A 13,959-nucleotide genomic window follows, 5' to 3' on the forward strand; every position below is an offset into this window, starting at 1 on the left:
ATATATGATATCTAATATTCTTATTACTCTTCTTTTTGTTTTCTTCAATGGTTTTTTTGTGGCTGCCGAATTTGCTATCGTCAAGGTAAGGAGTTCACAATTAGAGCTTAAAGCACAAGATGGAAATCGTTTTGCGATTCTTTCAAAACACATAGTTAGTCATCTGGATGCATATCTGGCTGCAACGCAATTGGGAATCACACTATCCAGTCTTGCCTTAGGTTGGATTGGTGAGCCTGTAGTTTCGAAAATGATAATCACTTTCATGGAACTTGTCGGGATAAATGTGAGTCCTGAATTAGCACATGGTATAGCACTTCCCGTAGCTTTCCTTATCATTACAATTCTACATATTGTATTTGGTGAGCTTGCTCCAAAATCATTAGCAATATTAAGACCTGAGCAGACTACTCTGTTCATATCATATCCGTTACAATGCTTTTATTGGATATGCCGCCCTTTCATTTGGCTCTTAAATGGATTTGCAAACCTTATCCTTAAAATGTTTGGGCTGCATACTGCATCCGAAGCTGAATCTTATAGCAGCGACGAATTAAAGTACCTTGTTGATCAGGTACGAGAAAGCGGTAATATCGAAGATTCAAATTATGACATTATAAGAAATGCGTTTGATTTTTCAGAACGTACAGCCAGACAAGTTATGGTTCCCCGCACACAAGTTTTAGCAATTGATGTGAATGACTATGACTCAGAGACTCTGGAAACAGTAATTGAAGATGGTTTTTCCCGTATTCCTTGCTATGAAGATAGCATTGACAACATTATTGGTATAGTTCACCTAAAGGATATTCTAAAGAAAATGCGCCAAAACGGAGAAGTAGATATTCGTCCGATTGTAAGACCCGTATCCTTTGTTCCCGAAACGAAACGTATCGGACAGATTCTAAAGGAATTCCAGATCAAACACCAACAAATAGCTATGGTACTCAATGAATACGGAGGTATTGAAGGTATTATAACAATGGAAGATATTCTGGAAGAACTGGTTGGCGAAATACAAGATGAGTATGACAATGAGATACCATTTGTTGAAAAAATTTCAGATAATATTTATTCTGTAATAGCCACTGCTGCTATAAGTGATATAAATAATCAATTGCCCCACTCTATTGATAAAGCAAAGCAATATGATACTCTAGCCGGATATTTAATTGATAAATTCGGCAGAATCCCCAACACTCATGACAAGTTACAAGCCGAAGGCTACGAATTTTCTGTCTTAAAGAAAAATAAAACCTCAATTGTATTGGTACAATTAGTCGACTTGGAAAATGAGACTGAAGAATCTTCGTCCAACAAATAATGATAATTCGGAAAATTAAGAATGAAATTTGAACTTCAACATACAGATGTTCAGTCTAAAGCTCGTGCCGGTCTTATAACTACCGATCATGGGCAGATTGAAACTCCTATTTTTATGCCTGTTGGTACACAAGGTGCTGTTAAAGCGGTACACATGCCTGAACTCGAGAATGATATTAAAGCTCAAATTATTTTGGGTAATACATATCATTTATATTTACGTCCGGGTTTAGAGATACTCGAACAAGCAGGTGGTCTTCATAAATTTAATAGTTGGAATAAGCCAATCCTTACAGATAGCGGCGGTTTTCAAGTATTCTCTTTGGCTCATAACCGAAAACTGACAGAAGAAGGTGCAATATTCCGTTCTCACATAGACGGCTCTAAGCATATGTTCACACCCGAACGTGTAATGGACATAGAAAGAACCATTGGTGCCGATATAATGATGGCTTTTGATGAATGTACTCCCGGAGATGCTGAATATACTTATGCTAAAAAATCGCTTGAACTAACCGAACGCTGGCTAGACCGATGTATAACCAGATTTAATGAAACGGAATGTACTTATGGATACAAACAAGCATTGTTTCCTATTGTGCAAGGCTGCGTATATCCCGATCTAAGAAAACGTGCTGCTGAAAATGTGGCATCTAAAGAGGCTGAAGGCAATGCGATCGGAGGTTTGGCTGTAGGCGAACCTACAGAAAAGATGTATGAGATGATTGAAATTGTCAATGAAATCTTGCCTCAGGATAAGCCTCGTTATTTAATGGGAGTAGGTACACCTGCCAACATACTAGAAGCAATTGAACGTGGCGTAGATATGTTTGACTGTATAATGCCAACGCGAAATGGCCGTAACGGACAGCTATTTACTCGCAATGGTATTCTGAATATGAAGAATAAGAAATGGGCAAATGACTTTTCACCCATAGATCCAGAAGGTACATCATTTGTAGATACTCTATATAGTAAAGCATATTTAAGGCATTTATTTATTGTTAACGAAATTCTTGCTTTACAAATCGCATCTATACATAACTTAGCTTTCTATTTATCACTGGTTAAAGAGGCCCGCAAACATATTATTGCAGGTGACTTTACAACATGGAAAGCTTCCATCATAGAAGATGTTGCACGACGAATATAACACTTTGAGTTAATGCTTACGATTTTAGACAGATATATAATTAAGAATTTTTTGGGAACGTATGTCTTCTCTATTATTCTTATTATATCCATTGCTGTAGTATTCGACTTTAATGAGCAGCTTGATAAGTTCCTCAGAAATGATGCGCCGGTAAAAGCTATATTGTTTAGTTATTACCTGAATTTCATTCCTTATTATATTAATCTGTTCAGCGCACTGTTTGTATTCATATCAGTTATATTTTTCACGTCGAAGCTTGCCGATAATTCGGAGATTATAGCTATGCTTGCTTCCGGAACAAGCTTTAGACGGTTAATGAAACCCTATATGATATCTGCCGGAATTATAGCTTTAATAAGCTTTCTTTTGACCAGTTTTATCATTCCCCCGGCAAACGTTGTAAGAATCAATTTTCAGAATAAGTATATCAAAAATAAGGCTGTAACATATGCCGAGCGTATACAAATACAAATAGAACCTGGTGTAATCGCTTATTTCAACAGATACGACAACAATGATAAAATGGGGTTCTATTTTTCATTAGATAAATTTGAGGGGCAAGAACTCGTTTCCAGACTTACAGCCAATCGTATACAATATGATTCACTCTATAACTGGACTATTTACGATTATGCTATTCGTGAATTTGATGGGATGAGGGAACATATCACAACGGGAACTAAAGCTGATACAGTACTGACTATCGTCCCTAGTGATTTTCTTATCTCGAGTAACGATTTCGAGCAAATGACAACTCCTGCCCTTTATAAGCATATACAGAGACAAAAGGACAGAGGAATTGGTAATATACAATCATTCGAAATAGAATATCACAAACGATTCGCATCGATAGCATCCGCATTTATATTGACTGTAATTGGTGCATCACTATCCTCTCGTAAAGTAAAAGGAGGTATGGGGCTAAATATAGGTATAGGACTCCTTCTAAGTGTGTCTTATATTCTTTTTATGACACTGAGTTCCACCTTTGCTGTATCCGGATTAGTTAGCCCTCTGATTGCTGCTTGGATTCCCAATGTAATATTTATTGGTATAGCAATCTTATTATACAACAGAGCTCCGAATTAACTTCAAAGCATATTTAATTAATTGTATTTAGATAAACTTCAGAAGAAAAAGACGAAGTAATTATTTAACAGATAGTGAATCTACTCTTGTTGTCGTACTATCCTTAGGAGTTTCTATATTTTTTAGAAGTATGTTATAAAGTAATACTTTATTATTAAGTACTTCGCGAGAATCAATATGAAAATAACCTGAGATATTTTTTAATGGTAATGTATCGGCAGTCCCCAACACTTTAAAATGATCATCTCTATTTAGTGATTGATTTTGAATAATTGTTGTATCTGCATATTCAAACCACACTTCGAACTCACCTTTCATTCGTCCTTGAATACCGAGTGTATTGAATTCCAAAGAAAATTGAGGATAGTTTTTAACTTGCGTAGAATCTATGTTGAAAGTTAAGGTAGGGATATTACCAGATAGATAGTAATAAGTCGGTAAAATCGAGTTATTTACATTAGATGCGTCTAATCCTCTTGGTAGCAACTTTTCAATTTTCACTAACCCTTCTCGTAATGAAGAAATTACAGAGTCATTTACTCTCATATAAATTTCAGCATTATCGGCATACCATACCAAAGATGAATCTAATTCAGCCTGAGTTATACCGTGCTTCTCCAAAACACCTTGTATCAAAGCATCTTTTTGCTCCTTATCTCTAAAGTCATTGAATCGAGTCTGGTAAACAGCTTCAGCTAATTGAATATCATGCAAAACTTCGACCATTTTATCACGAGACAATCTATCTCTATCACCACTGCAAGAAGTAATTACTGTCGAGCCAATAATAAAAGATAATAAATAATATGTTAGCGTACGCTTCTTCATGCCTCGTCCTCAGGTTTCTGCATTGTTTCTAATAAAGTTTTTCGATAAAATATCAATAGCAATACAATACCTACTGTTATAGCTGCATCTGCTAAGTTAAAGATCGGACGAAAAAATATAAAATCCTCCCCACCCCAACCGGGTACCCATTCGGGAAATACACCTTGTATCAAGGGAAAATAAAACATATCTACAACCTTGCCATGTAAGATACTAGAATATCCCTCTCCAAAAGGGACTAAAGATGCTACACGCCCCGGATAACTGGCTGTAAATATTTCTCCATAAAATACACTATCAACTATATTACCCAAGGCTCCCGCCAGAATTAAAGCTATACAAGCAATATAGCCATTTGGGTAATGCTTTTTCACCAAAAGGTATAAATAATAACCAATAAAGCCAACGGCAACAATACGAAAGAGTGATAAGAATAATTTACCTATAACCTCTATCCCAAACGCCATACCATTGTTTTCAACAAAGTAAATCTTGAACCAACTGGCGATATCTATACTTTCATAGAGAGCCATATTAGTTTTTACCCAAATTTTGAGAACTTGATCTGCGATTATAACTAGAAGAACAACTAAGATGGCAACTAGCCCTTTTGGTAATTTTTGCATATTTTTTTTATAAGTATAATAAGATCCCGGACTCATTTAATCGAAACAACTTTAATCAATATAGTTCCGAAAAATAAAAGTCAGATATCTTACCACAAACATGAGAAGAAAAAGCAGTAAAACTATGAAATAATTTTACTACTTTTTCTCTATAAATATCTTCTTAATAATATTTAAGTAACAAATAAACCGAAGTATTATTTAACTCCCCCATTTTTAGCTTCAATACTTAAAGTCGCATGAGGTACGGCACGTAGACGCTCTTTAGGAATCAATTTCCCTGTTTCACGACAAATACCGTATGTCTTATTCTCGATGCGAATAAGAGCAGCTTGCAAGTTCTGGATAAACTTCATTTGACGTTGTGCCAGTCTGCCAGCCTCTTCTTTAGATAAGGTAGAAGCCCCTTCTTCCAACACTTTAAATGTTGGAGATGTATCTGTTACATCATTACCATCAGAATTCGTAATAGAGGCTTTAAGTCCTTCATACTCTTCTTTAGCCTTTGTCAATTTGTCCAAAATCAGATCGCGGAATTCTTCCAACTCCTCATCTGTGTATCGTGTTTTTTCTCCCATAATGTTCACTTTTAGAGTTTAATAATAATTTTTAGTATTATACTTTATCAACAGATATGTTTAACACAAAATCATCCATATCTATTTCCATACCATCAACATCGGCTTCCAGTGTAATTTCATCGGCTAGAACCTGTCCTGCAATATAATCATAATATTCCTTAACTGCATTATTGATTTCGTCCGAATCTGATATTTTCACCTTTATACGGTCTACAATATCAAAACCATTCGACTTTCGAATATTTTGTATACGGTTAACCAATTCGCGGGCAATTCCTTCTTTTCGCAAATCCTCTGTAATCGTTATATCCAGTGCAACAGTCAAGCGTCCTTCATTAGCTACCAACCAACCTTCGATATCCTCTGATATGATTTCCACATCAGCCAATTCTATTGTTGCCGATTGACCTTCTATATCAAATGTATATACACCCGCAGATTCTAATTGAGAAATAGCCGTCTGATCCATTACCTGTACTACAGCAGCTAGTTGTTTCATTATTTTACCATAACGAGGTCCGAGTTTCTTAAAATCAGGCTTTACTTTCTTAACTAATATACCCGCAGCATTATCTACGTATTTCAACTCTTTTACATTTACTTCGTTCAGTATAAGGTCACGCACAGCTTCAATTGCATCTTGCTGATGTTGATCCAATACAGGAATCATAATCTGCATTAAAGGCTGACGAACTTTTATACTAACTTTTCGACGCAAAGCCAATATCATAGAAGATATACTCTGAGCTATCTGCATACGTTCTTCCAATACTTTATCAACAACTGAAATATCGTACTTTGGAAAATCTGCAAGATGAATTGACAATTCATTATCAGCTTCACAGGCAATAGTCAAGTCATGATATAGCTTATCAGCATAAAAAGGAGCTATCGGAGCCATCAGTTTGGCTACTGTTTCCAAACAAGTGTAAAGGGTCTGGTATGCTGACAATTTATCCGCCGTCATGCTGCCACCCCAAAAACGTTTCCTGTTCAAACGAACATACCAATTGCTCAAATTATCGTTTACAAAATCAGATATCGCACGTCCTGCCTTCGTTGGCTCATATGTTTCGTAATACTCATCCACTTCTTTCACCAACGTATTGAGCAGAGATATTACCCAACGGTCTATCTCGGGACGCTCTCCTATTGGAATCTGAGGTTGAGAATTATTAAAGTCATCTACATTTGCATACAATGCAAAGAACGAATAAGTATTATATAATGTTCCGAAAAATTTTCGACGAACTTCATCTATACCCTCAGTATCGAATTTCAGATTATCCCAAGGCGATGCGTTTGTTATCATATACCAACGCAATGGGTCTGAACCATATTTTTCTATTGTTTCGAACGGATCAACTCCATTGCCTAAACGTTTAGACATTTTGTTGCCGTTTTTATCAAGAACTAAACCGTTTGATATAACATTCTTAAATGCAACACGTCCATTTATCATGGTCGATATAGCGTGCATAGTAAAGAACCAGCCTCTGGTTTGATCAACTCCTTCTGCTATGAAATCAGCAGGATATATTTTCTCAAATTCCTCTGCACTGATATTAGGATAAAACACCTGAGCAAAAGGCATAGCTCCCGAATCGAACCATACGTCAATCAAATCGGTTTCACGCTTCATTGGTTTTCCCGAAGGTGATACTAATATTATATTGTCAACATAAGGACGATGAAGATCTATCTTTTCATAATTTGCTTTATCCAGATTACCTATTTCAAAACCAGCCCAAGGCTCTTCTGACATAAACCCTGCCTTGATTGATTTCTCTATCTCTTCATAGAGTTCTTTAACCGATCCTATACAAAGCTCTTCCTTGCCATCTTCTGAACGCCAGATAGGCAAAGGAGTACCCCAATAACGGCTACGGCTCAAATTCCAGTCCTGCAGGTTTTCCAACCATTTGCCGAAACGACCTGTACCTGTTGATTGCGGTTTCCAGTTAATCGTTTGATTAAGCTCTATTAATTGATCTTTACAAGCTGTTGTACGTATAAACCAGCTATCCAGCGGATAATACAATACAGGCTTATCAGTACGCCAGCAATGCGGATAATTGTGTACATGTTTTTCGATACGGAATGCTTTATTTTCTTGTTTAAGCATTACACATATGTCTATATCTAATGTAGCATCAGCCTCTGTCAAAGAATTGTCGTAAGCATTTTTCACATAACGACCTGCATATTCTTTGTATAAGTCAACATTAACCGATTTCTTTACATAATCGGCATCTAGATCATCCAATTTAAAATACTTACCTGTAAGATCAACCATCGGACGAACATTTCCGTCTTTATCAGTCAACATCAATGCAGGCACATTATTTGCTTTGGCAACTTTGGCATCATCCGCTCCAAAAGTCGGAGCGATATGCACTATACCGGTACCATCTTCTGTGGTAACAAAATCACCTGTTATTACCTTAAACGCACCATCTCCCGGATTTACCCAAGGAATAAGCTGTTCGTATTTCATTCCTGCCAATTCAGAGCCTTTCCACTCTCCGACTATCTTATAAGGTATAAGTTTGTCACCTTGCTTATAATCTTCGAGCTTCAAGTCTGCTGCTTTCGGATTAAATAGACCAGCGACAAGAGATTTGGCTGCAACAGCAGTCATTTCATCTCCTGTATATGGATTATATGTTTGTACAGCCACATATTCTATATCTCCACCTACGGCCAGAGCTGTATTAGAAGGTAAGGTCCAAGGAGTAGTTGTCCAAGCCAAGAAGTACGGAGTACCAAAGCCATTCATTTCAGGCTTCGTATCAATTGCTTTAAACTGGGCTACACATGTAGTATCTTTTACATCACGGTATGTACCGGGTTGGTTCAGCTCGTGCGAGCTAAGTCCCGTACCAGCTGCGGGAGAATAAGGTTGTATAGTATATCCTTTGTACAAATACCCTTTACCGTATAAATCTTTAAGCAAATACCACAGAGTTTCGATATAACGATTATCGTATGTGATATAAGGATCGTTCATATCTACCCAATATCCCATTTTGGTGGTTAAATCTTCCCACTCTTTGGTATATTTCATAACCTCTTTACGGCAAGCATCATTATATTCCTGTACAGAAATCTTCTTGCCAATATCTTCTTTGGTTATCCCCAATGATTTTTCAACACCAAGCTCTACCGGTAAACCATGAGTATCCCATCCGGCTTTACGATTCACCAAAAAACCTTTCATCGTCTTGAAACGACAAAAAATATCTTTGATAGTACGAGCCATTACGTGATGAATACCGGGCATACCATTTGCTGAAGGTGGACCTTCATAAAATACAAACGTTGGAGCACCTTCGCGTATCTCCAAACTTTTTTGAAATATGTTATGCTGATTCCATTTGTCTAATATCTCTTTATTTATATCAGACAAATTGAAATTATTGTATTCTGTAAACTTACGGCTCATAGCAAATACTTTATTCTTGTAAAAAAATTGTCGCAAATATAATAAAAAAACGAATACAAATCCCCAAATCTATCGCATCTCGCACCAGAATATTATACTTCTGAAAACAAAAAAGAGCTCGTCCTATAGATCTATCTTTTTTTATTACATTTGTCTCTTATTTATTCGTGAAAACAGGATACGCTAAACATGAAACAATATTCGACAATTTTTCTTCTTTACCTTGCCTCATCTTTAATTTGTGTTGCACAAGTACCTGATAATGATCTATCAGAAAAAACGGCTATAGATATAAATATCGGAACCTTAGGAACATTCTCAGGTGGAGATAATGCTCCATTCTGGCTTACTAACAATCAATATGGATTAGGCTCCACTGAAAATAACAGCGGATACCTTAGAGTACAAACTTTTGCGAAGAAAAAACTGGCAGATAAACTAAAACTTCAACTCGGAGTGGATATTGTAGCCGCTCACAATTTAAATTCTGATTTTCATTTTCAACAATTATATGCCGATTTTACTTATAAAAATGTAAAACTTTCCATTGGCTCTAAGGAGCGGGCTCCTCTATTCAAAAATGAACTACTTAGCACAGGAGGTATGACTCTTTCGAATAATGCAAGACCAATTCCTCAAGTAGAAGCCAGTCTTCCGGATTTTGTGACTGTACCATACACTAAAGGATTATTTGAAGTTATGGGAGGAATATCCTACGGGAAATTCATTGATGATAAATTTAAGCGAAACAATGCTGCAGATGGTTATTATGCAGAAGAGATACTATATCACAGAAAGTACGGTTTCTTAAAATTCGAAAATAATTCTGTTTGGAATTTTATTATGGGATTGGAAATGGATACACAATGGGGTGGTCAGTTTTATAAAGACGGAGAATATCGTTGGAGTAGTCCTGCTCGATTTAAAGATTTTTTCAGAGTCTTGCTTCCAATGTCAGGAGGCAGTGATTCAAACATGACAGATCAGGTTAATATATTAGGAAACGTATATGGAAGTTTGCATTTTATCACCAATTATAGAAAAGTGAACTACACAGTAAAAGCTTATATTGAGCGTTTTTTTGAAGACCATTCGGGTCTATTCTTCAAAAGTGTACCTGATGGATTATATGGTATTGAATTAAACCTTAAAAAGAAAGGATGGATAACAGGGGTATTATTTGAATATCTACATACAAAAGATCAATCGGGTCCATTCTTATGGGATAAAAGTGAAGAAATACCCGTTCAAGTTAGCGGAGGCGACAACTACTACAATCATATTGATTACATATCGTTAAGCAATTATGGATTTGTGATGGGAAACCCTCTCTTAACATCTCCTATATATAACAATGGCAGCTCTCTTACCGTTTTTAATACCCGCTTATCCTCTTTTCATGGAGGAATAACCGGTTACATAAATAATAATCTAAAATACAGAGCATTATTAACATTTTCTCAAAGCTGGGGAACTCCATTAATTCCATCACGGAGTATACGTAATCAGTTTTCAACTATGCTTGAAGCTACCTATAGCAATGACAAACTTAGCGGATGGCTATTCTCTGGTGCTTTTTCGTATGACAAATCTGACATGGTCGGAGATAATGCCGGTGTACAATTTAAAGTATCTAAAGCATTTCAGGTGCAATAAGTTTAGTTAAGTATCATATACAAAGTTTATTGAGACTTAATTTAAGCTCTAATCATATTTACAGTATTAATTTATAAATTTGTATTTTTAAAAGCCATAGTTTTTTTATTGCTTTGGCAGGCATTATAAAAACTTATAGCTTACCCTCATAAAATTTGGGATAGTTACGTATTTTTACTAAAAAGAAAATTAATAAAAAACAATATCACATATGACTTACTTAGTAACAGGAGGAGCGGGCTTTATCGGAGCCAACTTTGTCAAATATATGCTAAATAAATATTCGGATATAGAAATTATAATACTAGATTCTCTGACCTATGCCGGAAATTTGGGAACTTTATCTGAAGAATTAAAAGATACGCGAATTAAATTCGTAAAAGGTGATATTTGTGATAATACTGTAACTGATAAAATTTTCAGCGAAAACACAATCGATTATGTTGTAAACTTTGCAGCAGAGAGCCATGTAGATCGCAGTATTGAAAATCCTCAAATTTTTCTACAAACAAATATATTAGGAACACAGAATCTGCTTGATACAGCAAAAAAATACTGGACAGATGGCAAGGATGAAAATAATTATCCAATATGGAAAGAAGGTGTAAAATATCTACAGGTATCAACCGATGAAGTATATGGATCTTTAGGTGATGAAGGCTATTTTACAGAAACAACTCCACTCGATCCCAATTCGCCATATAGTGCAGCTAAAACAGGAGGAGATCTGATAGTTAAAGCATATGGTGAAACTTACAAGATGCCAATTAATATCACCCGTTGTTCTAATAATTATGGGCCATATCATTTTCCGGAAAAACTTATACCTCTTATTATTCGTAATATTCTCGAAGGTGAAAATCTACCTGTATATGGTGATGGCAGTAATGTTCGTGACTGGTTGTATGTAGAAGATCATTGTAAAGCAATTGACAAAGTTGTCAACAAAGGACGTATTGGCGAAGTATATAATATTGGCGGACACAATGAGAAGAAGAACATTGATATTGTAAAACTTGTTATATCGACTATACATGATATTATGGAGAAAGAGCCACAGTATCGCTCGGTTCTAAAAAAGAGAGAAACCCTTTCCGATGGAAGTATTGATATATCTTGGATGAATAACGATCTGATAAAATTCGTAAAAGACCGCCAAGGTCATGATCAGAGATATGCTATTGACCCGGCGAAAATTTCCAATGAATTAGGATGGACGCCCGAAACAATGTTTGATAAGGGAATTGTAAAAACAATTCGATGGTATCTTGATAATCAGCAGTGGGTCGAAGAAGTTACCTCAGGCGATTACTTGAAATATTACGAACAAATGTACGCAAACAGATAAAATACAAACCTTTAAACTTATTAAAGGACAATTAATATAGTAGTAATAATAATCACAGTATATAACTGTTATGGACAATCTAAAGTCTGCTATTGCCGATAAAATCCTGGATTTATCTACCTCAGGGGGAGATGAAATGAGGATAAAACTTGAAAAAATTAATCGTTTTCGTGATTTTGCCGATGCCTGCCGATCTCTTATCCAAAAGTATCCGGCAATAGAATCGGAATTATTGAGAATGGTCGAAAATAATGATTTTGACACAAAAATCGCATCATCTCGTGTTGATACAATTATAAGATTGTCTGAAAACAATACTCCAAATAATCAAATTGACAGTAATAATATCCAACAGGATATTACGGAGCTGGAAGAAATAAAAGACCATCTGCCTCCTCCATCGGGGTCGGATACTTCTCAACAGACAGAAGAACAAGAACAATTTGTAAATAATATAGCCACTATTCCGATTCAAGAAGAAAGTGAACCTGAGCAGTATTTGCCAGAAGATATCGATTATGAAGAAGTCAAGCCTCTTGCTATTTCGGATGAAGAAAAAGAATATGTTCCTTTCGAAGAAGTAGTTCCTGCAAACAGCATGTCAACAAATACAGAAAACCCAATTAAGGAAGTTGTTGAAAGTAATTCCAATAAGGAGACAATAAAAAAAGGGCTTCTGATATGTGGGGTAATTGCTGTTATTATAGCTCTTATATTTATTATAAAGTTTGTCATTAACAACTGGGAAATTATACTTTGGATAATTGGAGGTCTTATCGTTCTCGGCATCGCAGGAATTGTTATAAAAAGAAACCGAAAATAATCTATCAACTAAAGTAATAAAAAGATCTTAGATCTTTTACATTCACCATAAAACATGTATCAATACAATACTCAGTTAAAACAATATAACTCTTTTCGCACAGAAGCTCTTGCTAAGATATTTTGTGAACCTACAGATATTAATCAACTTCGACAATGCTTGAGTGATCATCCGCAAGAACCTAAACTCATACTGGGAGGAGGATGTAATTTATTCTTCACTCAAAATTTTGACGGACTGGTTGTTAGACCCATCATAAAGGGAATCAGAGAAATATCAGACGAATCAGATGATTCTGAGCATGTATTCCTTGAAGTAATGGGATCTGAAGATTGGGATCAGTTGGTAGAATATTGTGTGGATAAAGGTTATGCAGGTTTAGAAAACCTATCCTATATTCCGGGAACCGTAGGTGCTTCACCTGTCCAAAACATAGGAGCATATGGAGCAGAGGTAAAAGACTGTATACATGAAGTGGTTGCCCTTAATATGGATACATTGGAAGTAGTTTCATTTTCAAACTCAGAATGTGAATTTGCCTATCGGGATAGTATCTTTAAAAAACAGAATAATTATATAATTATCTCCGTTGTATTTCTATTAAACCGATCATATACTTACACTCCGAAGTATGCAGACCTCAATAAGGAATTAGAAGAAATAGCTGAACCAACAATAAAGGAGGTAAGAGATGCTGTGATTCGTATCAGACAAAGAAAATTACCCAATGAAAAAGAATTGCCAAACTGTGGCAGTTTTTTTAAAAATCCATATATTACAAAAGAAGTGGCTGAAGATATACAAAGAGAGTATCCCGATCTTCCGCTTTATCCATTACCAAATGGATTAATCAAAACATCTGCTGCATTTCTTATAGACAGGGCTGGATATAAAGGCAAGCAAATAGGTCAAATAGGAACATATCCCAAACAAGCACTTATCATTGTAAATTATGGATCAACAGATGGCAATGACATTGTTCTTTTCATGAAAGAAATACAACAAGCAGTTGCCGATAAATTTAATATCAATTTAGAACCCGAAGTAAGAATATTATAAGGTCTCAGACCTTCTTTTCATTTTGGCA

The 13,959-nt window shown here is 35.7% G+C and carries 11 protein-coding genes; 7 read left to right on the plus strand and 4 right to left on the minus strand.

Annotation, left to right across the window (positions count from 1 at the left end):
• Window positions 1-4: 4 nt before the first annotated feature.
• From G7050_RS16165 to G7050_RS16175, 3 genes are read left to right on the plus strand one after another with little or no spacing between them, the layout of a single operon-like run.
• On the plus strand, window positions 5-1,324 hold the full coding sequence (locus tag G7050_RS16165) for a hemolysin family protein (protein ID WP_166117299.1): 1,320 nt from the start codon (window positions 5-7) through the stop codon (window positions 1,322-1,324).
• Window positions 1,325-1,345: 21 nt separating this feature from the next.
• Window positions 1,346-2,476, plus strand: a complete 1,131-nt coding sequence (tgt, locus tag G7050_RS16170; protein WP_166117300.1) for a tRNA guanosine(34) transglycosylase Tgt — start codon at window positions 1,346-1,348, stop codon at window positions 2,474-2,476.
• A 12-nt stretch (window positions 2,477-2,488) separates the two neighbouring features.
• The gene (locus G7050_RS16175; protein ID WP_166117301.1) at window positions 2,489-3,565 is read left to right on the plus strand and encodes an LptF/LptG family permease; all 1,077 of its coding nucleotides are present in this window, start codon (window positions 2,489-2,491) and stop codon (window positions 3,563-3,565) included.
• A 60-nt stretch (window positions 3,566-3,625) separates the two neighbouring features.
• Here G7050_RS16175 and G7050_RS16180 read toward each other — a convergent pair whose 3' ends face one another.
• From G7050_RS16180 to ileS, 4 genes are all read right to left on the minus strand, one after another.
• Window positions 3,626-4,393, minus strand: a complete 768-nt coding sequence (locus G7050_RS16180; protein WP_166117302.1) for a DUF4296 domain-containing protein — start codon at window positions 4,391-4,393, stop codon at window positions 3,626-3,628.
• On the minus strand, window positions 4,390-5,019 hold the full coding sequence (locus G7050_RS16185) for a lipoprotein signal peptidase (protein WP_166117303.1): 630 nt from the start codon (window positions 5,017-5,019) through the stop codon (window positions 4,390-4,392). The genes G7050_RS16180 and G7050_RS16185 overlap by 4 nt, the downstream gene beginning before the upstream one ends.
• Window positions 5,020-5,216: 197 nt before the next feature.
• Window positions 5,217-5,597, minus strand: coding sequence for a TraR/DksA C4-type zinc finger protein (locus tag G7050_RS16190; protein ID WP_166117304.1), 381 nt, complete (start codon window positions 5,595-5,597; stop codon window positions 5,217-5,219).
• A 37-nt stretch (window positions 5,598-5,634) separates the two neighbouring features.
• The gene (gene ileS / locus G7050_RS16195) at window positions 5,635-9,045 is read right to left on the minus strand and encodes an isoleucine--tRNA ligase (protein WP_166117305.1); all 3,411 of its coding nucleotides are present in this window, start codon (window positions 9,043-9,045) and stop codon (window positions 5,635-5,637) included.
• A gap of 189 nt (window positions 9,046-9,234) precedes the next feature.
• On the opposite strand from ileS, the gene G7050_RS16200 reads away from it, so the two are divergent.
• The 4 genes from G7050_RS16200 to murB all read left to right on the plus strand — a co-directional run bounded on the left by G7050_RS16200 (window position 9,235) and on the right by murB (window position 13,931).
• Window positions 9,235-10,701: a capsule assembly Wzi family protein gene (locus tag G7050_RS16200; RefSeq protein WP_166117306.1), complete on the plus strand. Its 1,467-nt coding sequence runs from the start codon at window positions 9,235-9,237 to the stop codon at window positions 10,699-10,701.
• Between the two features lie 211 nt (window positions 10,702-10,912).
• Window positions 10,913-12,049, plus strand: a complete 1,137-nt coding sequence (gene rfbB, locus G7050_RS16205) for a dTDP-glucose 4,6-dehydratase (protein ID WP_166117307.1) — start codon at window positions 10,913-10,915, stop codon at window positions 12,047-12,049.
• Window positions 12,050-12,119: 70 nt separating this feature from the next.
• The gene (locus G7050_RS16210) at window positions 12,120-12,872 is read left to right on the plus strand and encodes a hypothetical protein (protein WP_166117308.1); all 753 of its coding nucleotides are present in this window, start codon (window positions 12,120-12,122) and stop codon (window positions 12,870-12,872) included.
• A gap of 54 nt (window positions 12,873-12,926) precedes the next feature.
• Entirely contained in the window at window positions 12,927-13,931 is a 1,005-nt protein-coding gene (murB, locus tag G7050_RS16215) for a UDP-N-acetylmuramate dehydrogenase (RefSeq protein WP_166117309.1), read from the plus strand.
• Window positions 13,932-13,959: the final 28 nt, after the last annotated feature.

The organism is Dysgonomonas sp. HDW5A (assembly GCF_011299555.1).
GTDB lineage: Bacteria > Bacteroidota > Bacteroidia > Bacteroidales > Dysgonomonadaceae > Dysgonomonas_A.

Coding starts and splice junctions, on each gene's coding strand:
- G7050_RS16165 (WP_166117299.1), top strand. CDS start 5: ATGATATCTAATATTCTTATTACTCTTCTTTTTGTTTTCTTCAATGGT.
- tgt (WP_166117300.1), top strand. CDS start 1,346: ATGAAATTTGAACTTCAACATACAGATGTTCAGTCTAAAGCTCGTGCC.
- G7050_RS16175 (WP_166117301.1), top strand. CDS start 2,489: ATGCTTACGATTTTAGACAGATATATAATTAAGAATTTTTTGGGAACG.
- G7050_RS16180 (WP_166117302.1), bottom strand. CDS start 4,393: ATGAAGAAGCGTACGCTAACATATTATTTATTATCTTTTATTATTGGC.
- G7050_RS16185 (WP_166117303.1), bottom strand. CDS start 5,019: ATGCAAAAATTACCAAAAGGGCTAGTTGCCATCTTAGTTGTTCTTCTA.
- G7050_RS16190 (WP_166117304.1), bottom strand. CDS start 5,597: ATGGGAGAAAAAACACGATACACAGATGAGGAGTTGGAAGAATTCCGC.
- ileS (WP_166117305.1), bottom strand. CDS start 9,045: ATGAGCCGTAAGTTTACAGAATACAATAATTTCAATTTGTCTGATATA.
- G7050_RS16200 (WP_166117306.1), top strand. CDS start 9,235: ATGAAACAATATTCGACAATTTTTCTTCTTTACCTTGCCTCATCTTTA.
- rfbB (WP_166117307.1), top strand. CDS start 10,913: ATGACTTACTTAGTAACAGGAGGAGCGGGCTTTATCGGAGCCAACTTT.
- G7050_RS16210 (WP_166117308.1), top strand. CDS start 12,120: ATGGACAATCTAAAGTCTGCTATTGCCGATAAAATCCTGGATTTATCT.
- murB (WP_166117309.1), top strand. CDS start 12,927: ATGTATCAATACAATACTCAGTTAAAACAATATAACTCTTTTCGCACA.